The sequence below is a fragment of the Pseudomonas sp. SDO524_S393 genome (assembly GCF_054071875.1).
This window is the reverse complement of sequence record NZ_JBSVVZ010000053.1, coordinates 1-23,896: the sequence shown is the minus strand read 5'-3', so window position 1 is coordinate 23,896 and position 23,896 is coordinate 1. Positions and strand designations below refer to the sequence as shown.

Annotated in this window: 29 protein-coding genes; 18 read left to right on the top strand and 11 right to left on the bottom strand. The window is 60.0% G+C overall.

What is annotated here, in order from left to right; translation table 11 throughout:
• Nucleotides 1-4: 4 nt before the first annotated feature.
• Nucleotides 5-853, top strand: coding sequence for a carbon-nitrogen hydrolase family protein (locus ACW9IB_RS21140; protein WP_457415383.1), 849 nt, complete (start codon nt 5-7; stop codon nt 851-853).
• A gap of 16 nt (nt 854-869) precedes the next feature.
• Nucleotides 870-2,312 carry a metalloprotease TldD gene (tldD, locus tag ACW9IB_RS21135; RefSeq protein WP_457415380.1) on the top strand — a complete coding sequence of 481 codons (1,443 nt, stop codon included), beginning with the start codon at nt 870-872 and terminating at the stop codon, nt 2,310-2,312.
• 45 nt (nt 2,313-2,357) lie between these two features.
• Here tldD and yjgA read toward each other — a convergent pair whose 3' ends face one another.
• Complete coding sequence (yjgA, locus tag ACW9IB_RS21130; RefSeq protein WP_457365381.1) at nt 2,358-2,879, bottom strand: ribosome biogenesis factor YjgA; 522 nt, start codon at nt 2,877-2,879, stop codon at nt 2,358-2,360.
• A 108-nt stretch (nt 2,880-2,987) separates the two neighbouring features.
• Between yjgA and pmbA the strand changes: the two genes are divergently transcribed.
• The 6 genes from pmbA (at nt 2,988) to ACW9IB_RS21100 (ending at nt 8,259) form a co-directional block, all read left to right on the top strand.
• The gene (gene pmbA, locus ACW9IB_RS21125) at nt 2,988-4,334 is read left to right on the top strand and encodes a metalloprotease PmbA (RefSeq protein WP_457365382.1); all 1,347 of its coding nucleotides are present in this window, start codon (nt 2,988-2,990) and stop codon (nt 4,332-4,334) included.
• Nucleotides 4,335-4,482: 148 nt separating this feature from the next.
• The gene (locus tag ACW9IB_RS21120; protein ID WP_457365383.1) at nt 4,483-4,878 is read left to right on the top strand and encodes a FagA protein; all 396 of its coding nucleotides are present in this window, start codon (nt 4,483-4,485) and stop codon (nt 4,876-4,878) included.
• Nucleotides 4,871-6,247, top strand: coding sequence for a class II fumarate hydratase (locus tag ACW9IB_RS21115; protein ID WP_457415377.1), 1,377 nt, complete (start codon nt 4,871-4,873; stop codon nt 6,245-6,247). Before ACW9IB_RS21120 ends, ACW9IB_RS21115 begins: the two co-directional genes overlap by 8 nt.
• Nucleotides 6,248-6,274: 27 nt before the next feature.
• Nucleotides 6,275-6,718, top strand: coding sequence for a hypothetical protein (locus ACW9IB_RS21110; protein ID WP_457365385.1), 444 nt, complete (start codon nt 6,275-6,277; stop codon nt 6,716-6,718).
• 1 nt (nt 6,719) lies between these two features.
• Nucleotides 6,720-7,331, top strand: coding sequence for a superoxide dismutase (locus ACW9IB_RS21105; RefSeq protein ID WP_457365386.1), 612 nt, complete (start codon nt 6,720-6,722; stop codon nt 7,329-7,331).
• A gap of 34 nt (nt 7,332-7,365) precedes the next feature.
• Nucleotides 7,366-8,259 (top strand): ZIP family metal transporter, encoded by an 894-nt coding sequence (locus ACW9IB_RS21100; RefSeq protein ID WP_457415374.1) that lies wholly within the window; start codon nt 7,366-7,368, stop codon nt 8,257-8,259.
• Nucleotides 8,260-8,350: 91 nt separating this feature from the next.
• Here ACW9IB_RS21100 and ACW9IB_RS21095 read toward each other — a convergent pair whose 3' ends face one another.
• The 10 genes from ACW9IB_RS21095 to ACW9IB_RS21050 form a co-directional block, all read right to left on the bottom strand.
• Nucleotides 8,351-8,623, bottom strand: a complete 273-nt coding sequence (locus ACW9IB_RS21095; RefSeq protein WP_457365388.1) for an HPr family phosphocarrier protein — start codon at nt 8,621-8,623, stop codon at nt 8,351-8,353.
• 16 nt (nt 8,624-8,639) lie between these two features.
• Nucleotides 8,640-9,497 (bottom strand): RNase adapter RapZ, encoded by an 858-nt coding sequence (gene rapZ, locus ACW9IB_RS21090; protein WP_457365389.1) that lies wholly within the window; start codon nt 9,495-9,497, stop codon nt 8,640-8,642.
• 2 nt (nt 9,498-9,499) lie between these two features.
• Nucleotides 9,500-9,964, bottom strand: a complete 465-nt coding sequence (ptsN, locus tag ACW9IB_RS21085) for a PTS IIA-like nitrogen regulatory protein PtsN (protein WP_061435337.1) — start codon at nt 9,962-9,964, stop codon at nt 9,500-9,502.
• Nucleotides 9,965-9,976: 12 nt separating this feature from the next.
• On the bottom strand, nt 9,977-10,282 hold the full coding sequence (hpf, locus tag ACW9IB_RS21080; RefSeq protein WP_105696165.1) for a ribosome hibernation-promoting factor, HPF/YfiA family: 306 nt from the start codon (nt 10,280-10,282) through the stop codon (nt 9,977-9,979).
• A 118-nt stretch (nt 10,283-10,400) separates the two neighbouring features.
• Nucleotides 10,401-11,894, bottom strand: a complete 1,494-nt coding sequence (locus tag ACW9IB_RS21075; RefSeq protein WP_457365390.1) for an RNA polymerase factor sigma-54 — start codon at nt 11,892-11,894, stop codon at nt 10,401-10,403.
• A gap of 185 nt (nt 11,895-12,079) precedes the next feature.
• The gene (gene lptB, locus ACW9IB_RS21070; protein WP_457365391.1) at nt 12,080-12,805 is read right to left on the bottom strand and encodes an LPS export ABC transporter ATP-binding protein; all 726 of its coding nucleotides are present in this window, start codon (nt 12,803-12,805) and stop codon (nt 12,080-12,082) included.
• Nucleotides 12,805-13,338, bottom strand: coding sequence for a lipopolysaccharide transport periplasmic protein LptA (gene lptA / locus ACW9IB_RS21065; protein WP_457365392.1), 534 nt, complete (start codon nt 13,336-13,338; stop codon nt 12,805-12,807). The genes lptB and lptA overlap by 1 nt, the downstream gene beginning before the upstream one ends.
• Entirely contained in the window at nt 13,325-13,897 is a 573-nt protein-coding gene (gene lptC / locus ACW9IB_RS21060) for an LPS export ABC transporter periplasmic protein LptC (protein ID WP_457365393.1), read from the bottom strand. The genes lptA and lptC overlap by 14 nt, the downstream gene beginning before the upstream one ends.
• An 8-nt stretch (nt 13,898-13,905) precedes the next feature.
• The gene (locus ACW9IB_RS21055; RefSeq protein ID WP_457365394.1) at nt 13,906-14,430 is read right to left on the bottom strand and encodes a KdsC family phosphatase; all 525 of its coding nucleotides are present in this window, start codon (nt 14,428-14,430) and stop codon (nt 13,906-13,908) included.
• Entirely contained in the window at nt 14,431-15,405 is a 975-nt protein-coding gene (locus ACW9IB_RS21050) for a KpsF/GutQ family sugar-phosphate isomerase (protein WP_457365395.1), read from the bottom strand.
• A gap of 310 nt (nt 15,406-15,715) precedes the next feature.
• Between ACW9IB_RS21050 and ACW9IB_RS21045 the strand changes: the two genes are divergently transcribed.
• The 10 genes from ACW9IB_RS21045 (at nt 15,716) to hisC (ending at nt 23,790) form a co-directional block, all read left to right on the top strand.
• Nucleotides 15,716-16,525 (top strand): ATP-binding cassette domain-containing protein, encoded by an 810-nt coding sequence (locus ACW9IB_RS21045; RefSeq protein ID WP_003171811.1) that lies wholly within the window; start codon nt 15,716-15,718, stop codon nt 16,523-16,525.
• Nucleotides 16,525-17,322 (top strand): lipid asymmetry maintenance ABC transporter permease subunit MlaE, encoded by a 798-nt coding sequence (gene mlaE, locus ACW9IB_RS21040; protein ID WP_457365396.1) that lies wholly within the window; start codon nt 16,525-16,527, stop codon nt 17,320-17,322. The genes ACW9IB_RS21045 and mlaE overlap by 1 nt, the downstream gene beginning before the upstream one ends.
• On the top strand, nt 17,322-17,789 hold the full coding sequence (gene mlaD / locus ACW9IB_RS21035; RefSeq protein ID WP_457365397.1) for an outer membrane lipid asymmetry maintenance protein MlaD: 468 nt from the start codon (nt 17,322-17,324) through the stop codon (nt 17,787-17,789). Before mlaE ends, mlaD begins: the two co-directional genes overlap by 1 nt.
• A gap of 11 nt (nt 17,790-17,800) precedes the next feature.
• Nucleotides 17,801-18,448 (top strand): MlaC/ttg2D family ABC transporter substrate-binding protein, encoded by a 648-nt coding sequence (locus ACW9IB_RS21030; protein ID WP_457365398.1) that lies wholly within the window; start codon nt 17,801-17,803, stop codon nt 18,446-18,448.
• Entirely contained in the window at nt 18,445-18,750 is a 306-nt protein-coding gene (locus ACW9IB_RS21025; protein ID WP_457415372.1) for an STAS domain-containing protein, read from the top strand. The genes ACW9IB_RS21030 and ACW9IB_RS21025 overlap by 4 nt, the downstream gene beginning before the upstream one ends.
• A gap of 114 nt (nt 18,751-18,864) precedes the next feature.
• Nucleotides 18,865-19,104 carry a BolA family protein gene (locus ACW9IB_RS21020; RefSeq protein WP_017845972.1) on the top strand — a complete coding sequence of 80 codons (240 nt, stop codon included), beginning with the start codon at nt 18,865-18,867 and terminating at the stop codon, nt 19,102-19,104.
• Between the two features lie 23 nt (nt 19,105-19,127).
• Complete coding sequence (gene murA / locus ACW9IB_RS21015) at nt 19,128-20,393, top strand: UDP-N-acetylglucosamine 1-carboxyvinyltransferase (RefSeq protein ID WP_457365400.1); 1,266 nt, start codon at nt 19,128-19,130, stop codon at nt 20,391-20,393.
• 251 nt (nt 20,394-20,644) lie between these two features.
• A complete protein-coding gene (hisG, locus tag ACW9IB_RS21010; RefSeq protein WP_010213102.1) occupies nt 20,645-21,280 on the top strand; it encodes an ATP phosphoribosyltransferase in 636 nt (211 codons plus the stop codon).
• A 128-nt stretch (nt 21,281-21,408) separates the two neighbouring features.
• A complete protein-coding gene (hisD, locus tag ACW9IB_RS21005) occupies nt 21,409-22,734 on the top strand; it encodes a histidinol dehydrogenase (protein WP_457415370.1) in 1,326 nt (441 codons plus the stop codon).
• Nucleotides 22,735-22,737: 3 nt separating this feature from the next.
• On the top strand, nt 22,738-23,790 hold the full coding sequence (hisC, locus tag ACW9IB_RS21000; protein ID WP_457415368.1) for a histidinol-phosphate transaminase: 1,053 nt from the start codon (nt 22,738-22,740) through the stop codon (nt 23,788-23,790).
• Nucleotides 23,791-23,896 lie beyond the last annotated feature (106 nt).

Sequence of the window (23,896 nt, the reverse complement as noted above, 5' to 3'; positions counted from 1 at the left end):
GCCCATGTCGTTTGCGGTAATTCAGATGGTCAGCCAGAGCGATGTGCTGGCCAACCTGGTCCAGGCTCGCCGGCTGCTGGAGCAAGCGGCGGCGGGCGGGGCGAAGCTGGCGGTGTTGCCGGAAAACTTCGCGGCCATGGGGCGACGCGATGTGGCCGAAATCGGGCGCGCCGAAGCGCAGGGTGAGGGCCCGATCCTGCCATGGTTGAAACAGACCGCTCGCGACCTCAGCTTGTGGATAGTGGCCGGCACCTTGCCGTTTCCGCCGCAGGGTCAGCCGAACGCCAAGTCCAATGCGTGCTCGCTGTTGATCGATGCGCAGGGCGAAATCGTCGCGCGCTACGACAAGCTGCACCTGTTTGATGTGGACGTGGCTGATGCCCGGGGGCGTTATCGCGAGTCCGATGACTATGCTTTCGGAAGCCATGTGGTGGTGGCGGATACGCCGGTGGGTCGCCTTGGCCTTACGGTGTGCTATGACCTGCGCTTTCCCGAACTGTACAGCGAGTTGCGCGCGGCGGGGGCTGAGCTGATCACCGCGCCCTCGGCCTTTACGGCGGTGACCGGGGCTGCACACTGGGGCGTGCTGATTCGCGCGCGGGCCATCGAGACTCAGTGCTATGTGCTGGCAGCCGCTCAGGGCGGCGTGCATCCGGGGCCACGGGAAACCTTTGGCCATGCGGCGATTGTCGATCCGTGGGGGCGCGTGCTGACGCAACAGGATCAGGGTGAAGCGGTGTTGCTGGCCGAACGCGATAGCAGTGAACAGGCGTCGATACGGGCGCGCATGCCGGTGGTCAACCATCGGCGCTTTTTCTCGCAGGGCGCACAGCGACCTGCTTCGGAACGATGAATTTAAGGCCAAACCTATGAGCGAGTTGTTGTCCTCAGTCAGTGAACACCTCCTGGCGCCCGGTGGCGTGACCATCGAAAGTTTGCAAACCGTGCTGGGCGATCTGGCCGGGCCGGGTATCGACGCGGCCGACCTGTATTTCCAGGGGCAGATCTCCGAGTCCTGGGCCCTGGAAGACGGCATCGTCAAGGAAGGTAGTTTCAACCTCGACCAGGGCGTTGGCGTGCGTGCGCAATCCGGTGAAAAAACCGGCTTTGCCTACAGCAACGCGATCACCCTTGAAGCCCTGGGCGCCGCGGCTCGCGCTGCACGCTCGATTTCGCGTGCTGGCCAGCATGGCACGGTACAGGCGTTCAGTTCCCAGGACGTCGCTCAGTTGTACGCGCCGGATAATCCGCTGGAAGTGATCAGTCGTGCCGAGAAGGTCGAGCTGCTCAAGCGTGTCGATGCGGCCACGCGTGCGCTGGACCCGCGTATCCAGCAAGTCAGCGTGAGTATGGCCGGGGTGTGGGAGCGCATTCTGGTGGCGTCTACCGATGGCGGCCTGGCGGCGGATGTGCGGCCATTGGTGCGTTTCAATGTCAGCGTGATCGTCGAGCAGAACGGTCGCCGCGAGCGTGGCGGTCATGGCGGTGGCGGGCGCACGGATTACCGTTATTTCCTCAGCGAAGACCGCGCCATGGGTTATGCCCGCGAAGCGCTGCGCCAGGCGTTGGTGAACCTGGAAGCCATCCCGGCGCCGGCGGGTACCTTGCCGGTGGTGCTGGGTTCGGGTTGGTCCGGGGTGCTGCTGCATGAGGCCGTCGGCCATGGCCTGGAAGGTGATTTCAACCGTAAGGGCAGCTCGGCCTATAGCGGGCGTATGGGCGAAATGGTTGCGTCCAAGCTGTGCACCATCGTGGATGATGGCACCTTGGCTGGTCGCCGTGGCTCGTTGAGCGTCGATGACGAAGGCACGCCGACCGAGTGCACCACCCTGATCGAAAACGGTGTGCTCAAAGGCTATATGCAAGACAAGCTTAACGCCCGCCTGATGGGCGTGGCACGGACCGGTAACGGTCGTCGTGAGTCCTACGCGCACCTGCCGATGCCGCGCATGACCAACACTTACATGCTGGGCGGCGAAAGCGACCCGGCGGAAATCATCGCCTCGGTGAAACGCGGCATCTACTGTGCCAACCTCGGCGGCGGTCAGGTGGATATCACCAGTGGCAAATTCGTGTTCTCCACCAGCGAAGCGTATCTGATCGAAGACGGCGAGATCACTGCGCCGGTCAAGGGTGCGACGCTGATCGGCAACGGTCCGGAGGCCATGAGCAAGGTGTCGATGGTGGGTAATGACCTGTCGCTGGACAGTGGCGTGGGCACTTGCGGGAAGGATGGGCAGTCGGTGCCGGTGGGCGTCGGTCAGCCAACCTTGAAAATCGATGCGATCACCGTGGGTGGCACGGGCGCGTAAGGCGGGGAGTGCCGGGTGGCGAGGGTCGCCACCCGGGGAAGAGGATCAACGCAGGCCGCGTTGAGTCTCGTCCAGCTCACGGATGTACTTGAAGATTTTACGGCTGGTGGCTGGCGCCTTGTTATGCGCCAGTTCGTGCTGGGCCTGACGGATCAGGGAGCGCAGTTGCTGGCGATCTGCGTCCGGGTAGTCCAGTACGAATTTCTCCAGCACGGCGTCATCGCCCGAGATCAGGCGGTCGCGCCAGCGTTCCAGATTGTGGAAGCGCTCGTTGTACTGGCGAGTGGAAGCATCGAGTTGATCGAGCAGGGTCAGGATGGCGTCAGTGTCCTGGTTGCGCATCAGCTTGCCGATGAACGAGATGTGCCGTTTGCGCGCGATATTCGCGGTGTGCTTGGGCGCATCCGCCAGGGCCCGGCGCATTTCGTCGGTCAGTGGCAGTTTTGCAATCAAGTCAGGCTTGAGCGTCGTGAGGCGCTCGCCGAGGTCAACCAGAGCATGCAGCTCACGTTTGACCTGGGATTTGCTTTTCTCCCCATCGAGGGAGTCGTCGTAAGAATCAACCATGGTGGCAGTCCGCAAAGAAACGCCGCCATGATAACCAGTCGGGGGCCGCTTGTCCGGCCCGGTCGCTCGATGGCCTTAACCGAAAGCAGAATTTGAGTGGAGAAAACCATGAGTGCAGCCCAAAGCGTCGGTCCGCAAGCGTTACCGGCCCTGCAGGAACAAGTCGAGCAGATCCTTGCCGAGGCCAAGCGCCAGGGGGCCAGTGCCTGTGAGGTGGCGGTATCGCTGGAGCAGGGGCTGTCGACGTCGGTGCGTCAGCGCGAGGTGGAAACCGTCGAGTTCAACCGTGATCAGGGGTTTGGCATCACCTTGTACGCGGGGCAGCGCAAGGGTTCGGCCAGCACTTCGGCCAGCGGGCCGGAAGCCATTCGCGAGACTGTGGCTGCCGCGTTGGCCATCGCCAAGCACACCTCCGAGGATGAAAGCTCGGGGCTGGCCGACAAAGCGCTGATGGCCAGGGATGTGAAGGATTTCGATCTGTTCCACGCCTGGGACATCACGCCAGAGCAGGCCATCGAGCGCGCGTTGATCTGCGAAGCGGCGGCGTTCGATGCGGATGCCCGCATCAAGAATGCCGATGGCACCACGTTGAGCACACATCAAGGCTGTCGTGTTTACGGCAACAGCCATGGGTTTATTGGCGGGTATGCGTCCACCCGTCACAGTTTGAGCTGCGTGATGATCGCCGAAGCGGATGGCCAGATGCAGCGCGACTATTGGTACGACGTGAACCGCCAGGGCGAATTGCTGGCGGACCCGGTGAGCATTGGCCAACGTGCCGCACAACGTGCCGCCAGCCGGCTGGGCGCGCGCCCGGTACCGACTTGCGAGGTGCCGGTGCTGTTTTCGGCGGAGTTGGCGGGTGGTTTGTTCGGCAGTTTCCTGGGCGCGATTTCCGGCGGCAACCTGTACCGCAAGTCTTCGTTCCTGGAGGGCGCAATCGGGCAGAAGCTGTTTCCCGAGTGGCTGACCATCGATGAGCGTCCGCACCTGATGCGCGCAATGGGCAGCGCAGCGTTCGACGGCGATGGGCTGGCGACCTATGCCAAGCCGTTTGTCGAGAAGGGCGAGCTGGTCTCTTATGTGCTTGGCACGTATGCCGGTCGCAAGCTCGGCCTGCCGAGCACTGCCAACTCGGGTGGCGTGCACAACTTGTTCGTCACCCATGGCGACGAAGATCAGGCTGCGTTGTTGCGCCGAATGGGGCGTGGTCTGTTGGTGACTGAATTGATGGGGCATGGCCTGAATATGGTGACCGGTGATTACTCACGGGGCGCGGCCGGTTTCTGGGTAGAAAACGGCGAGATTCAATTTGCCGTCCAGGAAGTGACCATCGCCGGCAATATGCGCGACATGTTCAAGCAGATCGTTGCCGTGGGTAATGATCTGGAACTGCGCAGCAATATTCGCACGGGCTCGGTGCTGATCGAGCGGATGACCGTCGCGGGCAGCTAACGCTTTCAGGTCTATCTAAAAAAGGCGCGCCATCTTGTGGATGGCGCGCCTTTTTTTGTGCTCGCGCAACAGAGCGATCAATCTGGCACCCTTGTTTTGATTCTTAATATCATTTAATAATGAATATCATTACTGGCGAGAGTGGGTCATGAGTTCTGTTCTGCATGAAGATCCTTATCTGGAAAGCTGGCGCTGGATGAGTCGTCAGATTCGCTGCGGGCTCGATCCCAACGAACCTCGCCTGATCGAACACTACCTCAATGAAGGTCGCTACCTGGCGTGCTGCACGGCCACTCATCCGTGGACCATCGCTGAGACCTCATTTCGCCTGTTGCTCGATACCGCCAGCGACATCGCCCTGCCTTGGCATTGGCGCTCCCTGTGCCTGGATCAAGCCTGGCGCCCCCTGCGTGACCTGGAAAAACTCTCCCACTGCGCTTGCCGCCTCAAGCGCTGGCAGTCCTTTGCGTGGCAATTGGCGACCTGCGAATTGTTGCCTTCCCTTTCTGTGTCTGACCTTGTGCAAGGATCCTCCGATGAGTAACACCCGTATCGAACGCGACAGCATGGGCGAACTGCAAGTGCCGGCCGAGGCCTTGTACGGTGCGCAAACCCAGCGCGCGGTGAACAATTTCCCGATCAGTCATCAACGCATGCCGGCGCAGTTCATTCGTGCGCTGATCCTGGCCAAGGCCGCCGCCGCCAAGGTCAACGTCGATCTCAAACAGATCAGCGAAGGGCAGGGCAAGGCCATTGTGGATGCCGCCCAAGGCCTGCTGGAAGGCGATTTCATGCAGCACTTCCCGGTGGACATCTTCCAGACCGGCTCCGGCACCAGTTCCAACATGAACGCCAACGAGGTGATCGCCACTCTGGCCAGCCGTTTGCTCGGTGAGGCGGTGAACCCCAATGATCACGTGAACTGTGGCCAAAGCAGCAATGACATCATTCCCACCACCATCCACGTCAGTGCTGCACTGGTATTGCATGAGCAAACCCTGCCGGCTCTGTTGCACCTGGTACAGGTCATCGAGCGCAAAGCCGAAGAGGTTCACTCGTTCGTCAAGACCGGCCGGACCCACCTGATGGACGCTATGCCCGTACGTATGAGCCAAGTGCTCAACGGCTGGGCACAGCAGCTCAAGGCCAATATCGGTCACCTGCAGGATTTGTTGCCGAGCTTGCAGGCGCTGGCGCAAGGCGGCACGGCGGTCGGCACCGGGATCAATGCGCACCCCGAATTTGCCGCACGCTTCAGCCAGCAGTTGAGCAGCTTGACCGGCGTGCAGTTCACGCCCGGCAAAAATCTTTTCGCACTGATCGGATCTCAGGACACCGCGGTTGCCGTCTCCGGTCAGCTCAAGGCGGTTGCCGTGTCGCTGATGAAAATCGCCAACGATTTGCGCTGGATGAATTCCGGCCCCTTGGCCGGCCTGGGCGAAATCGAGCTGGAAGGTTTGCAGCCTGGTTCTTCGATCATGCCGGGCAAGGTCAACCCGGTGATCCCGGAAGCGACGGCCATGGTTGCGGCTCAAGTCATAGGCAATGACACGGTGATCACCGTCGCCGGTCAATCGGGCAACTTCGAGTTGAACGTGATGTTGCCGATCATTGCCCAGAACCTGCTTGGCAGCCTCGAATTGCTGGCCAACTCCAGTCGCCTGCTGGCCGACAAGGCGATCAGCAGCTTCAAGGTCAACGAAGCCAAGCTCAAGGAAGCGCTGTCGCGCAACCCGATCCTGGTGACCGCACTCAACCCGATCATCGGTTATCAGAAGGCTGCCGAAATTGCCAAGAAGGCCTATCAGCAAGGCCGTCCGGTGATCGATGTCGCCCTCGAACACACCGACTTGCCGCGCAGCCAACTGGAAGTCCTGCTGGATCCGGAAAAGCTCACGGCCGGCGGCGTGTAATCACCGACTCTGCTTTGGAGGCTCACCATGGAGCACTGGAAACGTACGATCGAACGGGCCAATCGCTGCTTCATGGCGGGCGAGTTGGTCGACGCCCGCGAGGCCTATCTGCAAGCCTTGGCCCTGGCCCAAGTGTTGTTCGAACGCTGGGCGGATGCCGACGAGGCCGTGGCGGCTTGCGTGATTTCCCATCACAACCTGGCGGACCTGCACCTGCGCCTGAACCAGCCTGAAGAAAGCGCGGAATACCTCTGTGCCATTCATCAACGCTTGTTGCAGGCCATGCAGGACCCGCGCCTGACCCCGCAATTGCGAGAGGCTGCCCTACGCCAGAGCAGCAAGACCTACGTCGAACTGTTGAATTTCATCAGCGATCACGGCGAATACCCCCGTACCCATCGCTTGCTGGGCGGTACTGCGGCGCCATCGCCGGCGTCGACTCGCAACAGCCCTTACTACGGAGCACATTGATATGACTTATACCTTGCCTGCCTTGCCTTACGCCTACGATGCCCTGGAACCGCATATCGATGCGCAGACCATGGAAATCCACTACACCAAACACCATCAGACCTACATCAACAACCTCAATGCCGCCGTCGAGGGCACTGAATTCGCGGGCTGGCCAGTGGAGAAGCTGGTGTCCAGCGTGCAGCAATTGCCGGAAAAACTGCGTGCCGCGGTGATCAATCAGGGCGGTGGCCACGCCAACCATTCGTTGTTCTGGGCGGTAATGTCACCCAAGGGCGGCGGAAAACCCGAGGGACCGCTGGGCAAGGCTATCGATGAACAGCTGGGTGGTTTCGACAGTTTCAAAGAGGCCTTCACCAAGGCCGCACTGACCCGTTTCGGCAGCGGCTGGGCCTGGCTCAGCGTCACACCGCAAAAGACCCTGGTAGTGGAGAGCAGTGGGAACCAGGACAGCCCGCTGATGAACGGCAACACGCCGATCCTCGGTCTGGACGTGTGGGAGCATGCCTACTACCTGCTGTATCAGAACCGCCGTCCGGAATACATCAATGCCTTTTACAGCGTCATCAACTGGCCGGAAGTCTCGGCACGTTATCAGGCTGCCGTGGCCTGACATTCACCCTCTATAACAAGATCTAAGGCCAATTATGGGCACTGAAACACTGGCGATCAGCAGCGGACGAAGGTTTCGTTACGCGTTTGGTTCGCTGCTGCTATTGGCAGGGACTGCATTGTTGGTGGCCCAAGGGCTGGCGTGGCTGAATCTGGAACCGCGCATCCTGCGCGCCTTGCAAGGCGGAGCGATCTGCGCGCTGGGTACGGCGCTGGGCGCGGTGCCTGTGTTGGCAATCCGCCGCATGCCGGTTGCCTTGAGCGATACCTTGCTTGGGTTCGGTGCTGGAGTGATGCTGGCGGCAACCGCATTTTCGCTGATTGTTCCCGGTATTGCCGCGGCAGAAAGCCTGGGGCTTTCGCCTTGGGGGGCCAGCGGTTTGATCAGCGTCGGCATTCTGCTGGGGGCGTTCGGGTTGTACCTGGTCGACCGCAAAGTGTCCGGTGCGAGCCCGGAAATGCTGGTGGGCACCCCGGAAAAACCGGTAATCCCTCCGCGCATCTGGCTGTTCGTGTTTGCCATCGTTGCTCATAACATCCCGGAAGGCATGGCGGTTGGCGTTTCGGCGGGGGGCGGCATGCCCGATGCGGACAGCCTGGCCATGGGGATTGCCTTGCAGGATGTGCCCGAGGGGCTGGTGATTGCTCTAGTGTTGGCAGGAGCGGGAATGTCACGCTTCAAGGCTTTTGTGATTGGCGCGGCATCAGGTCTGGTGGAGCCCCTGTTTGCAGTACTTTGCGCCTGGCTGGTGAGTTTGGCCGAGGTGCTGTTACCGCTAGGCCTGGCGCTGGCGGCAGGGGCAATGCTGTTGGTGGTGACTCACGAGGTGATTCCCGAATCCCGGCGTAATGGCCACGAGAAGCTCGCCAGTCTTGGCCTGTGCGTCGGGTTTTGTTTGATGATGGTGATGGATACAGCGTTGAGCTGAAGCCCGCTCCCATGTAGGAGCTGGCTTGCCGGTGATCGATTGTGAGCCCATGTCTGGCTTGAGGGGGCCATGGCCGGCAAGCCGGACGCCTTTATTCGCCTTCGTCGAAGCGGTTATTGATCAGCTCCACCAGCGCGTCCATCGCCTCCTGCTCTTGTTCGCCCTCTGTTTTCAGGTGAATTTTGGTGCCCTTGCCGGCGGCCAGCATCATCATCGCCATGATGCTTTTCCCATCAACCATGGACTCGGGTGTACGTCCAGCGCGGACCTGGCAGGGAAACCGCCCCGCAACACCGACGAACTTCGCCGAGGCGCGGGCGTGCAAACCCAATTTGTTGATGATTTCAATTTCCAGAGCGGGCATCGCGGGGGTGTTCCTTTCAGCTAAGGTCGCGGTGGCGAACCTGGACGTTCTTGAGGGTTTGTTGCAGCACCTGGCCAAGACGTTCGGTCAGATAGACGGAGCGATGGTGGCCGCCGGTACAGCCAATGGCAATGGTGACATAGGCGCGGTTGCTCGCGGCAAAACGCGGCAGCCATTTGAGCAGGTAGCTGGAGATATCCTGGAACATCTCCTCGACATCCGGTTGTGCGGCCAAATACTCGGCCACGGGCTGGTCCAACCCCGACTGATCACGCAATTCCGGCTTCCAGTAGGGGTTTGGCAGGCAGCGCACATCGAATACCAGGTCGGCATCCACCGGCATACCGCGCTTGAAGCCAAACGACTCGACGAGAAACGCCGTACCCGGCTCTGGCTGGTTCAACAGGCGCAGCTTGATGGCGTCGCGTAGCTGATACAGGTTGAGATCGGTGGTATTTATCTTGAGGTCGGCGAGATCGATGATCGGGCCGAGCAGCTTGCTCTCGTCCTCGATGGCTTCGGCCAGAGAGCGGTGCGGGCTGCTAAGGGGATGGCGCCGCCGGGTTTCGGAAAAACGCTTCAGGAGCGTTTCTTCGTCGGCGTCCAGATAGAGCACGTCACACTGAATGTGCTTGGCACGTACTTCTTCGAGTAATTGCGGGAATCGATCCAAATGGCTGGGCAGGTTGCGCGCATCGATCGAGACGGCCACCAGGGGCTGCGACAATTCGGTGTGAATCAATGCACGCTCTGCCAACTCCGGCAGCAGGCCGGCCGGCAAATTGTCGATGCAATAGAAACCGTTGTCCTCAAGAACGTTGAGGGCGGTACTTTTACCCGAGCCGGAGCGGCCGCTGACGATGATCAAACGCATGATTACTGCCCGTTTTGTTCATCCAGAACAACCTGATAAAGCGCTTCATTGCTGCTGGCGCTGCGCAGTTTGTCGCGTACTTCCTTGCGGTCGAGCATGCTGGCGATCTGCCGAAGCAGTTCAAGGTGCGCATCGGTGGCGGCTTGCGGGACCAGCAGAACGAACAGCAGGTCGACCGGGGCGCCGTCGATGGCGTCGAAATCGATAGGGGCTTCCAGGTGCAGCAGGGCGCTGACCGGGGTCTCACAGCCTTTGAGGCGGCAGTGAGGAATGGCGATGCCGTTACCAAAACCCGTGGAACCGAGTTTTTCACGGGCAATCAGCGCGTCGAACACGTCCTGCATCTCCAGATCCGGCACTTCGCGCGCGATCAGGTTGGCAATTTGTTCGAGGGCTTTCTTTTTACTGCCGCCCGGCACGTTCACCAGGGAACGGCCGGGGGTCAGGATGGTTTCAAGTCGAATCATGGGTGGGGAGTGTTAGCGGCCAGTGCCCTGAAGAAGGCTCTGCTGCTTTTCCTTATGCTTTTTGAGTTGGCGATCGAGCTTATCAGTCAACGCATCGATCGATGCATACATGTCTTCATGCTCGGCGTTGGCGACGACCTCGCCACCAGGAATCTGTAGAGTCGCTTCGATTTTCTGCTGAAGCTTGTCGACCTTCATGATCACCTGCACATTGGTGATCTTGTCAAAATGACCCTCAAGCCGTTTCAGCTTCTGCTCGACATAGTCGCGCAGTGGAGGGGTGACTTCTACATGGTGTCCACTGATGTTGACTTGCATACAGCTTCTCCTTCGTTGCCAGTGCATAACGCAGCAGGCCGGGGTGCCTGCCACTGGGCTGTATCCTGAAACCGCCTGAGCGACTTTAGAACACACCCCGAACGCTGTGGCCCGCCCGTCACATCAAACGCTTACGCTCGCTGGAAGGCGCGATCCCAAGGGATTCGCGGTACTTGGCGACGGTTCGACGGGCGACCTGAATGCCTTGTGCCTCCAGTAAACCAGCGATCTTACTGTCACTCAATGGCTTTTTCTGATTTTCCGCCGCAACCAGTTTTTTGATGATTGCGCGAATCGCCGTGGACGAGCATTCGCCGCCTTCGGAGGTGCTGACGTGGCTGGAGAAAAAGTATTTCAGTTCATAAATACCCCGCGGGGTATGCATGAATTTTTGTGTGGTTACCCGGGAAATCGTCGACTCGTGCATGCCTACCGCTTCGGCGATGTCATGCAGAACCAGAGGTTTCATGGCTTCGTCGCCGTATTCCAGGAAACCACGCTGGTGCTCGACGATCTGGGTAGCCACCTTCATCAGGGTTTCGTTGCGACTCTGCAGGCTCTTGATGAACCAGCGGGCCTCCTGCAACTGGTTACGCATGAAGGTGTTGTCGGCGCTGGTGTCAGCCCTGCGCACGAAGCCGGCGTATTGCGGGTTGACCCGTAGGCGAGGTACCGACTCCTGGTTCAGCTCCACCAGCCAGCGTTCATTGTCCTTGCGCACGATCACGTCGGGGACGACGTACTCGGCTTCGCTTGACTCGATTTGTGAGCCCGGGCGCGGGTTGAGGCTCTGCACCAGCTCGATGACCTGGCGCAGGTCGTCTTCCTTGAGCTTCATGCGGCGCATCAGTTGGCTGTAATCGCGGCTGCCGAGCAAATCGATGTAGTCGGTGACCAGGCGCTGGGCTTCGGCAAGCCAGGGGGTCTTGGCAGGCAATTGGCGCAGTTGCAGCAGCAGGCATTCACTCAGGGTGCGAGCGCCAATGCCGGCAGGTTCGAATTGCTGGATTCGGTGCAGGACAGCTTCGATTTCGTCCAGCTCGATATCCAGCTCCGGGTCGAACGCCTCGAGGATCTCCTCCAGGGTCTCGTCCAGGTAGCCCTGGTTGTTGATGCAATCGATGAGTGTCACGGCGATCAGGCGATCGGTGTCCGACATCGGGGCCAGGTTGAGTTGCCACAGCAGGTGGCTTTGCAGGCTCTCGCCGGCGGACGTGCGGGTAGTGAAGTCCCACTCGTCATCGTCATTGCTCGGCAAGCTGCTGGCGCTGGTCTGGTAAACGTCTTCCCAGGCGGTGTCCACGGGAAGTTCGTTGGGGATGCGTTCGTTCCATTCGCCGTCCTCCAGGTTGTCTACCGTCGGGGCGGTTTCCTGATAGGAGGGTTCCTGAACGTCGGAATTGGGTTTTTGCTCGATGTTGTCGGCCAGCGGATCTGCATTGTCGAAGTCGTCGCCTTCTTCCTGGCGTTCGAGCATCGGATTGGACTCCAGGGCTTCCTGGATTTCCTGTTGCAGGTCCAGTGTCGACAATTGGAGCAGGCGGATGGCCTGTTGCAGCTGCGGTGTCATCGTCAGCTGCTGGCCCATTCTCAGGACTAGCGATGGTTTCATGGCAGGGGCTTAACACCTTATTCGCCGGCGCAACGCGCCATCCACGACAGGGCGCGTGAGCGCCAAACATAAGCAAATTATATGCCTGATATCGGGGGATTTGCCTAGAGCGCGGTAACAATAAAAATCCGAAGCTTCTTATTGATTTCCGCGCAGGATGACAAATGGCCTGACACCATGTGTGTTTACAGGCGGAACTCGTGACCCAGGTACACTTCCTTGACCAGTTCGTTGGCCAGGATGGTGTCGGAGTCACCTTCGGCGATCAGTTGCCCATCATTGACGATATAGGCGGTTTCGCAGATGTCGAGTGTTTCACGGACGTTGTGGTCGGTGATCAGTACACCGATACCCTTGGCCTTGAGGTGATGGATGATCTGTTTGATATCGCCGACCGAGATCGGGTCGACGCCCGCAAACGGTTCGTCCAGCAGGATAAACTTCGGCGCCGTGGCCAGGGCGCGGGCGATTTCCACGCGACGGCGCTCGCCACCGGACAGGCTCATGCCGAGGTTGTCGCGGATGTGGTTGATGTGGAATTCCTGCAAGAGGTTTTCCAGCTCCTTGCGACGGCCGTCCCGGTCCAGTTCCTTGCGGGTTTCAAGGATGGCCATGATGTTGTCGGAAACCGACAGCTTGCGGAAGATCGACGCTTCTTGCGGAAGATAGCCAATGCCGGCTCGGGCGCGACCGTGCATGGGCTGGTGGCTGACGTCCAGGTCGTCGATCAGTACACGGCCCTGATCGGCCTGGACCAGGCCCACGATCATGTAGAAGCAGGTGGTCTTGCCGGCACCGTTGGGGCCGAGCAAGCCGACGATCTGGCCGCTGTCGATGGACAGGCTGACGTCGCGAACGACCTGACGGCTTTTATAGGCCTTGGCCAGATGCTGGGCTTTCAGGGTTGCCATTACTCGGCCTTCTTCTTCGGCTGGATAACCATATCGATACGTGGACGTGGTGCGGTGACCTTGTTGCCATTGGCGCGACCGGCATTGGCGACCTGTTTCACGGTGTCATAAGTGATCTTTTCGCCCTCGGTGGAGTTGCCATCGGGGCTGAGCACTTTTGCCTGGTCGATCAGGACGATACGATTTTGCTGGGCGTGATACTGGATGGTCTTGCCGTAGCCTTTCATCGGGCCGGTATCGGCAGGTGCCTGCTTCTGCTCGAAGTAGGCCAGGTTGCCCACGGAGGTGACTACGTCGATATCGCCTGCAGCGGTGCGGGTGAGGGTCACCGTGTTGCCGGTGATCTTCATCGAGCCCTGGGTGATGATCACGCCGCCGGTGTAGGTCGCGACGCCTTGCTTGTCATCCAGCTGTGCTTCGTCAGCCTGGATGCGGATCGGTTGCTGGCTATCGTTCGGCAGAGCCCAGGCGCTCACGCTTCCCAGTGCTGCGCCCAGACCGAGCAAAATAGGGAGAGTTTTAACGAGCCTCATACTGTCCTCTTACGTTCGATAGCAGGTGTATCCTGCTTTCTTTCAAATACGCTTTCATTCCCTTGCCAGTCGATACGCCGCCAGCGCCGTCGATTCTAACGTCTTGCTCGGTCTGCGCATATTGCTTCTGCGGGAATACGGTCATGCGACTGCTGGTAATCACGGTGTCACGGTTTTTCGCATCGGTGCGCGCAACGCGCACCGAATCGATCAGTTCGACCTGGGTGCCATCCGGGTTGACCTCGCCACGCTTGCTGGTGACGTGCCACGGAAATTCGGTACCGCGGTAGATATTCATGTCCGGGTTGGTCAGCAAGGTCACTTCGGTGGCCTTGAGGTGCTCGACCTTGTCCGACGTCATCTCGTACTGCACCTTGCCGTCGGGCAGGAACTGCACGCTCCTGGCATTGATGGCGTAATAGTCGATAGCACCTTCGTCCACCTGCGCCGCAGGCTGGTCGAGAAAGCGCTCCGGGCTGATATTCCAGTAGCCCACCGCGAGGAACAGCGCGGCGATAGCCCCGAATAGCAGGAAGTTGCGAATCTTTTTGCTCAGCATAAAACGCTCTATAGGTAGGCGGCGTGTGCCGCTTCAAGGCTGCCCTGGGCTCGCAGAATCAACTCGCAGAACTCGCGGGCTGCGCCTTCGCCGCCACGGGCCGTGGTGATGCCGTGGGCGTGTTCGCGAACGAACGCCGCCGCATTTGCGACCGCCATGCCCAGGCCGACCCGGCGAATCACCGGCAGGTCAGGCAAGTCATCACCCAGATAGGCGACTTGCTCATAGCTTAGGTTGAGTTGGCCAAGAAGCTCGTCCAGCACCACCAGTTTATCCTCGCGGCCCTGATACAGGTGAGGAATCCCCAGGTTTTGTGCACGGCGTTCCACAACGGGTGTTTTGCGACCACTGATTATGGCTGTTTGCACGCCGGCGGCCATCAGCATCTTGATGCCCTGGCCGTCGAGGGTGTTGAAAGTCTTGAACTCGCTGCCGTCTTCAAGGAAGTACAAGCGGCCATCGGTCAGCACGCCGTCCACGTCAAAAATCGCCAGCTTGATGTTTTTACCGCGTTGCAGCAGGTCGCCACTCATTTACATCACTCCCGCACGCAGCAAGTCGTGCATGTTCAGGGCGCCGATCGGGCGGTCGTCGGCATCGACAACCACCAGTGCGCCGATCTTGTGGTCTTCCATGATCTTCAGCGCTTCGGCTGCGAGCATTTCGGGGCGTGCGGTCTTGCCGTGCGGAGTCATCACTGCGTCGATGGTCGCGGTGTGTATATCGATAGTTCGGTCCAGGGTGCGGCGCAAGTCGCCGTCGGTGAAAACCCCGGCCAGGCGCCCGTCGGACTCCAGAATCACGGTCATGCCCAGGCCCTTGCGGGTCATTTCCATTAGCGCGTCCTTCAGCAGTGTGCCGCGCTGGACGTGAGGCAATTCATCGCCTGCATGCATGACATTTTCCACTTTCAGCAGCAGACGACGGCCCAGAGCACCGCCCGGGTGGGAAAACGCGAAGTCCTCGGCGGTAAAACCGCGCGCTTCCAGCAAGGCCACGGCCAGGGCATCCCCCATGACCAGAGCGGCTGTGGTGGAGGAGGTCGGTGCCAGGTTCAGCGGGCAGGCCTCGTGGGCGACGTGAACGTTCAGGTTCACTTCGGCGGCCTTGGCCAGCGTCGATTCCGGGTTGCCGGTGAGGCTGATCATCTTGATGCCCAGGCGCTTGATCAGTGGCAGCAGGGTCACGATTTCGTTGGTGGTGCCGGAGTTGGACAGCGCCAGGATGATGTCTTCCTTGGCGATCATGCCCATGTCGCCGTGGCTCGCTTCGGCCGGATGCACAAAAAAAGCGGTGGTCCCGGTGCTTGCCAGTGTGGCTGCGATCTTGTTGCCGACGTGGCCGGACTTGCCCATGCCGACGACGACAACACGGCCTTTGCTGGCCAGAATCATCTCGCAGGCGCGTACGAAATCCGCGTCGATATGGGCCAGCAGGCCCTCTACGGCTTCAAGCTCGAGACGGATGGTGCGTTGCGCGGATTGGATAAGGTCGCTGGATTGGCTCATGTCTGGAATCGTATAGCCTGACGAAAAGTCGGCGATTATAGCGGTAATGATCAATTCCCTCACGCAAGTTCGTCAGGCTTTATTCGCAAGATGTCCGAGATTCTTTCTTCCGGTAACACAGTCAGCAATGTTTTTACCTGTCTTGAACATGAACAAGCGCTGTTCCGGCCTTGGGCGCCTCGTATCAGCGGTGATATAGTTCGCGGCCAGTCGGTCCGCCCAGTCCACGTGGCTATCTATTGCGCATCCGTTGCAAACGTTTGTCGCAAACGTGGTGTCTGAGTGAGAGGCTGCATCCCAAGGAGTTTAGATGAGTGCCGATAACGCCTACGCGGTCGAGCTGAAGGGACTGACCTTCAAGCGCGGGACGCGCAGCATCTTCAATAACGTCGATATTCGCATTCCCCGCGGCAAGGTCACGGGCATCATGGGGCCTTCCGGTTGCGGCAAGACCACCTTGTTGCGCCTGATGGGCATGCAATTGCGGCCCAGCGCCGGCGAAGTGTGGGTCAATGGCCAGAACCTGCCGACACTGTCGCGCAGCGATCTGTTCGACGCGCGCAAGCATATGGGCGTGCTGTTCCAGAGTGGTGCGCTGTTCACCGACCTCGACGTGTTCGAGAACGTGGCCTTCCCTCTGCGGGTGCATACCCAGCTGTCCGATGAAATGATTCGTGACATTGTGTTGCTGAAACTGCAGGCCGTAGGTCTTCGCGGTGCTATCGACCTGATGCCCGATGAACTCTCCGGCGGCATGAAGCGCCGCGTTGCGCTGGCACGAGCTATCGCCCTCGATCCTCAGATCCTCATGTATGACGAACCCTTCGTCGGTCAGGATCCTATCGCCATGGGCGTATTGGTGCGCCTGATCCGCCTGCTCAATGACGCGCTGGGGATTACCAGTATTGTGGTCTCCCATGACCTGGCTGAAACGGCCAGCATTGCGGACTACCTTTATGTCGTGGGTGATGGTCAGGTGTTGGGGCAGGGTACGCCTGAAGAACTGATGAACGCCGACAACCCGCGTATTCGCCAATTCATGACCGGCGACCCCGACGGCCCAGTGCCCTTTCATTTTCCGGCAGCGGATTACCGCTCAGACCTTCTGGGGAAGCGCTGATGCGCAAGACATCTCTTGTCGAGAAGGTTCGCCTTTTCGGTCGCTCCGGCATCGACGTCGTCGAATCGCTGGGCCGCTCCACCATTTTCCTGTTTCATGCCTTGCTCGGCCGTGGCGCCATAGGGGGCGGTTTCGGCTTGCTGATCAAGCAACTGCACTCGGTGGGAGTGATGTCCCTGGTGATCATTGTGGTCTCCGGGATTTTCATCGGCATGGTGCTGGCGCTGCAGGGGTTCAATATCCTCTCCGGCTACGGTTCGGAGCAGGCGGTCGGGCAACTGGTTTCCCTGACGCTGCTGCGCGAGCTTGGGCCGGTGGTCACTGCACTGTTGTTCGCCGGGCGTGCAGGTTCTGCGCTGACCGCCGAAATCGGCAACATGAAGTCCACCGAGCAATTGTCCAGCCTCGAAATGATCGGTGTGGACCCGCTCAAATACATTATTGCCCCGCGCTTGTGGGCCGGCTTCATTTCCCTGCCGCTGCTGGCGATGATCTTCAGCGTGGTGGGCATCTGGGGCGGTTCGTGGGTGGCCGTGGACTGGCTGGGTGTCTACGACGGTTCCTATTGGGCAAACATGCAGAACAGCGTGACCTTCACGGGCGACGTACTCAACGGGATCATCAAGAGCATGGTCTTTGCCTTTGTAGTGACCTGGATCGCCGTATTCCAAGGCTACGACTGTGAGCCCACTTCAGAAGGGATCAGTCGCGCCACCACCAAGACCGTCGTGTATGCCTCGCTGGCGATACTGGGCCTTGACTTCATTTTGACCGCCTTGATGTTTGGAGATTTCTGATGCAAAACCGCACTGTGGAAATCGGTGTCGGCCTTTTCTTGCTGGCTGGCATCCTGGCTTTATTGTTGCTGGCCCTGCGGGTCAGTGGTCTTTCGGCCAGCCCCACCGCCGATACTTATAAACTTTACGCATACTTCGACAATATCGCCGGTTTGACTGTCAGAGCTAAAGTGACCATGGCCGGTGTCACTATCGGCAAGGTCACGGCAATCGATCTGGATCGCGACAGCTTCACGGGTCGAGTGACGATGCAAGTGGACAAGAAGGTGAATAATCTGCCGACCGATTCCACTGCATCTATCCTCACTGCTGGGTTGCTGGGCGAGAAGTACATCGGTGTCAGTGTGGGCGGGGAAACGGCCCTGCTGAAGGATGGCTCGACCATTCACGACACGCAGTCGTCGCTGGTGCTTGAAGACCTGATCGGAAAATTTTTGCTCAATACGGTCAATAAAGACGCCAAATGAGGAATCTGTTCATGATCTCTACCCTGCGACGTGGCCTGCTGGTATTGCTTGCAGCGCTGCCGCTGATGGCCAGCGCGGCGGATTCTGCGCACGATCTGGTGCAGGACACGACCAACAAGATGTTGTCTGACCTGACTGCCAACAAAGAGCAATACAAGCAAGACCCAAGCAAGTTCTACGATGCGCTCAACACCATCGTGGGTCCTGTGGTGGATGCCGAAGGCATTTCGCGCAGCATCATGACAGTCAAGTATTCGCGCAAGGCGACGCCTGAGCAGATGCAGCGCTTCCAGGAAAACTTCAAGCGTGGTCTGTTCCAGTTCTATGGCAACGCTTTGCTCGAGTACAACAATCAGGGCATTACCGTTGATCCGGCCAAGGACGAATCGGGCGACCGCACCAGCGTGGGCATGACCGTCAAGGGCAACAATGGCGCGGTCTACCCGGTGCAGTACACCCTGGAGAAGGTCAACGGCGAGTGGAAGCTGCGTAACGTGATCATCAATGGCATCAATATCGGCAAGCTGTTCCGTGACCAGTTCGCCGACGCCATGCAGCGCAATGGCAACGACTTGGACAAAACCATCAATGGTTGGGCCGGTGAAGTGGCCAAGGCCAAGGAAGAAACCGACAAAGCTGCCGGGAAGCCTGCGCAATGACCGCATCGGCCGTTCGTTTGGGTGACGCCGGCGAGCTGTTCATCAGTGGTGTGCTCGATTACCGCACCGGGCCTGACCTGCGCAAGCAGGGCCAGGCACTGATCAAGTCCAGCGCGGCGCCCGCATTGGTGCTGGATTGCTCAGGCGTGACCAAATCCAACAGTGTCGGTCTGTCCTTGTTGCTGTGTTTCATGCGTGATGCCGAGGCGGCCAAAAAAACGGTGAGCATCCGTGCGCTGCCTGAAGACATGCGTGAAATTGCCGAGGTTTCCGGCCTGACTGAGTTGTTGGTCCATCCTTAGTACGCATTTATGATCAAGCCCCCCGTCAGAGTCCTGCTATGCGGGGTTCGCAGGCGCGGGGCTTTTTTGTATGATGTGCGACCCGTGCGCACTGGGCGCCGATAGAGGTTGAGCATGCAGGCCCTAGAAGTTAAGAGCTTCCTTGAAGGAAAGCTGCCGGAAACGAACGTTGAAGTTGAAGGCGAAGGCTGCAACTTCCAGCTGAACGTGATTAGCGATGAACTGGCGGCATTGAGCCCGGTCAAGCGTCAGCAGCAGGTCTATGCCCATTTGAACCCATGGATCACCGATGGCAGCATCCATGCGGTCACTATGAAATTTTTCAGTCGCGCGGCCTGGGCCGAGCGTACCTGAGCCCCCAAGGCGTCGAGATTCTTATGGATAAATTGATTATTACCGGCGGTGCCCGCCTTGACGGCGAGATCCGCATTTCCGGTGCAAAAAACTCCGCCTTGCCTATCCTGGCAGCGACCCTGCTGTGCGATGGCCCGGTCACGGTAGCCAACCTGCCGCACCTGCACGACATCACCACCATGATCGAGCTGTTCGGTCGCATGGGCATCGAGCCGGTGATTGACGAGAAACTGGCCGTCGAAATCGACCCACGCACCATCAAGACCCTGGTCGCGCCGTACGAGTTGGTGAAGACCATGCGTGCGTCGATTCTGGTGCTGGGCCCGATGGTTGCCCGTTTTGGCGAGGCTGAAGTAGCCCTGCCGGGTGGGTGTGCCATCGGTTCGCGTCCGGTGGACTTGCACATTCGTGGCCTTGAAGCCATGGGTGCGGTCATCGACGTCGAGGGCGGCTACATCAAGGCCAAGGCGCCGGAAGGCGGCCTGCGTGGCGCGAACTTCTTCTTTGATACCGTCAGCGTGACTGGTACCGAGAACATCATGATGGCCGCTGCCCTGGCCAATGGCCGCAGCGTGCTGCAGAACGCCGCCCGCGAGCCGGAAGTGGTCGACCTGGCCAACTTCCTGATCGCCATGGGCGCCAACATCAGCGGCGCCGGTACCGACACCATCACCATCGAAGGTGTGAAGCGCCTGCACTCGGCCACCTACAAAGTGATGCCGGACCGCATCGAGACCGGTACCTACCTGGTTGCCGCTGCCGTGACCGGTGGCCGCGTCAAGGTCAAGGACACCGATCCGACCATCCTGGAAGCGGTCCTGGAAAAACTGCGCGAGGCAGGTGCCGAAATCACCACGGGTGAAGACTGGATCGAGCTGAACATGCACGGCAAGCGCCCCAAGGCCGTCAACGTGCGTACCGCTCCATACCCGGCGTTCCCGACCGACATGCAGGCGCAGTTCATCTCCTTGAACGCCATTGCCGAAGGCACCGGTGCCGTGATCGAAACCATCTTCGAAAACCGCTTCATGCACGTGTACGAATTGCACCGCATGGGCGCGAAGATTCAGGTTGAAGGCAACACCGCGATCGTCACGGGTACCGACAAGCTCAAAGGCGCCCCAGTAATGGCCACCGACCTGCGCGCTTCTGCCAGCCTGGTGATCTCGGCACTGATCGCCGATGGCGATACCCTGATCGACCGCATCTACCACATCGACCGTGGGTACGAGTGCATCGAAGAAAAACTGCAGATGCTCGGCGCAAAAATCCGCCGCGTACCGGGTTAGTCCCGCTGCTATAAACACCGTCTCTGTGTGAGCGGGCTTCTTGTGGTGAGCGGGCTTGCCCCGCGCTGGGTTGCGTAGCGACCCCAAAAATGGGACTGCTGCGCAGTCCAGCGCGGGGCAAGCCCGCTCACTACAAATTAAAGAAGCAATATGCTGAATTTGTTTCAAATCGAGGCTGTAATGGCCTCGATCTGTGTCTGGCGCCATTTGCGACCAGACCGCAATAGCCTGATGAAGGACTGACGTTTCCCATGTTGACCATTGCACTGTCCAAGGGCCGCATCCTTGATGACACGTTGCCGCTTCTGGCTGAAGCGGGCATCGTGCCGACCGAGAATCCGGACAAGAGCCGCAAACTGATCATCCCCACGACCCAGGACGACGTCCGTCTGCTGATCGTGCGGGCTACCGACGTGCCGACCTACGTTGAGCATGGTGCGGCCGACCTCGGTGTGGCCGGCAAGGATGTGCTGATGGAATACGGCGGCCAGGGTCTGTACGAGCCGCTGGACCTGCGGATCGCCCTGTGCAAGCTGATGACCGCCGGCCGTGTCGGCGACGTTGAGCCTAAAGGCCGCCTGCGGGTAGCCACCAAGTTCGTCAATGTCGCCAAGCGCTACTACGCCGAGCAAGGTCGTCAGGTCGACATCATCAAGCTCTATGGCTCGATGGAACTGGCGCCGCTGATCGGCCTGGCCGACAAGATCATCGACGTGGTCGACACCGGCAACACCCTGCGTGCCAACGGCCTCGAACCTCAGGAGTTCATTGCCGACATCAGCTCCCGTCTGATCGTCAACAAGGCCTCGATGAAGATGCAACACGCCCGTATCCAGGCGTTGATCGACACCCTGCGCAAGGCAGTGGAGTCGCGACACCGCGGTTGACTCACCCGCGTAGCCGCAAGGCTGCGCCCGTCTATCCGCCTCATAGCCAGAATTCTCAGGTGCCCAAGCGGATCGACTGCTAACGTTCGGCGCCTGAGTCTATTTGCCAATCCTATGAGGCCCCCGCTATGACCACGTCCACTGCCATTGCCCGACTCAACGCTGCCGACCCGGATTTCGCCCGCCATCTGGATCATCTGCTGAGCTGGGAAAGCGTGTCCGACGATTCGGTCAATGGGCGGGTGCTCGACATCATCAAGGCTGTGCGCGAACGCGGTGATGCTGCGCTGGTGGACTTCACCCGCCAGTTCGACGGCCTGGACGTCCAGTCCATGTCCGACCTGATCCTGCCCCGCGAACGCCTGGAGTTGGCGCTTACGCGCATCACAGCGCCGCAGCGTCAGGCCCTGGAAGTGGCGGCGGCGCGAGTGCGCAGTTACCACGAAAAACAGAAACAGGACTCCTGGAGCTACACCGAAGCCGACGGCACCTTGCTGGGGCAGAAGGTCACGCCACTGGATCGCGCCGGCCTGTACGTGCCGGGTGGTAAAGCTTCGTACCCGTCGTCGGTGCTGATGAACGCCATTCCTGCCAAGGTGGCTGGCGTGACCGAAGTGGTCATGGTGGTACCGACACCACGCGGTGAAATCAACGAACTGGTGTTGGCGGCCGCGTGCATCGCCGGCGTGGATCGCGTGTTCACCATTGGCGGCGCCCAGGCCGTTGCGGCCCTGGCCTATGGCACCGAAAGCGTGCCGCAGGTCGACAAGGTGGTCGGGCCGGGCAACATCTATGTGGCCACCGCCAAGCGCCATGTATTCGGCCAGGTCGGTATCGACATGATCGCCGGACCTTCGGAGATTCTGGTGGTATGCGACGGCCAGACCGACCCTGACTGGATCGCCATGGACCTGTTCTCCCAGGCCGAGCATGACGAAGACGCCCAGGCCATCCTGGTCAGCCCGGATGCGGCATTCCTGGAGGCAGTGGCGGCGAGCATCGACAAGCTGCTGCCGACCATGGACCGGGCCGGGATCATCGAAAAGTCGATCAATGGCCGGGGCGCGCTGATTCAAGTGCGCGACATGGAGCAGGCCATCGAAGTGGCCAACCGCATCGCCCCGGAACACCTGGAGCTGTCGGTGGCCGACCCGCAGGCCTGGCTGCCGTCGATTCGTCACGCCGGTGCGATCTTCATGGGACGCCACACCAGCGAGGCCCTGGGTGATTACTGCGCAGGCCCCAACCACGTGCTGCCGACTTCCGGCACCGCGCGTTTCTCTTCGCCGCTGGGCGTGTATGACTTCCAGAAGCGTTCGTCGATCATCTTCTGCTCGCCGCAAGGCGCCTCGGAGCTGGGCAAGACCGCTTCCGTGCTGGCCCGTGGCGAATCGTTGAGCGCCCACGCCCGCAGCGCCGAATACCGCATCCTTGACGACAAGACAGGTAACTGAGACATGAGCAAATTCTGGAGCCCCTTCGTCAAGAACCTGGTGCCTTACGTGCCGGGTGAGCAGCCGAAGCTGACCAAGCTGGTCAAGCTCAACACCAACGAAAACCCGTACGGCCCTTCACCCAAGGCGCTGGAGGCCATGCGTGCCGAGTTGACCGACGACCTGCGTTTGTACTCGGACCCCAACAGCGACCGGCTCAAGCAGGCTGTCGCCACGTACTACGGCGTCGACGCCAGCAAGGTGTTCCTCGGCAACGGTTCCGACGAAGTACTGGCACACATCTTCCACGGGCTGTTTCAGCACGACCTACCGCTGCTGTTCCCAGATATCAGCTACAGCTTTTATCCGGTTTATTGCGGCCTGTATGGCATTCAGTTTGATGCCGTGCCGCTCGACGAGCAGTTCCAGATTCGCGTCGCCGACTACGCCAGGCCGAACGGCGGAATCATTTTTCCCAACCCCAATGCGCCGACCGGTTGCCTGCTGGCGCTGGACGCGGTGGAGCAGATCCTCAAGGCCAGCCCGGATTCGGTCGTCGTGGTGGATGAGGCGTATATCGACTTCGGCGGCGCAACGGCCATCAGCCTGGTAGACCGCTACCCGAACCTGCTGGTGACCCAGACGCTGTCCAAGTCGCGCTCGCTGGCGGGCCTGCGGGTTGGGCTGGCGGTGGGGCATCCAGACCTTATCGAGGCACTGGAGCGGGTCAAGAACAGTTTCAACTCCTACCCGCTGGATCGCCTGGCGATTGTGGGCGCGGCTGTCGCGTTCGAAGACCAGGCGTATTTCGAGAAAACCTGCCAACAGGTGATCGACAGCCGTGAAAAACTGACCGCCCAGTTGCAGGCCAAAGGCTTCGAGGTACTGCCGTCGGCAGCCAACTTCATCTTTGCGCGCCACCCACGGCACGACGCCGCTGGCCTGGCGGCCAAATTGCGTGAGCAAGGGGTGATTGTGCGGCACTTCAAGCAGGAACGGATTGCCCAGTTTCTGCGGATCACCATCGGTACGCCGGAGCAGAACCAGGCGCTGGTCGACGGCCTGGGCGAGCTCTAAGCCACGCCGAATAAGCTAAATAATGTGGGAGGGCTTTGTGTGGGAGCGGGATCTCTCTCCAACACGGCCCCCCCCGCCCCCACCTCCCCCACCAAACCCCCCCTTT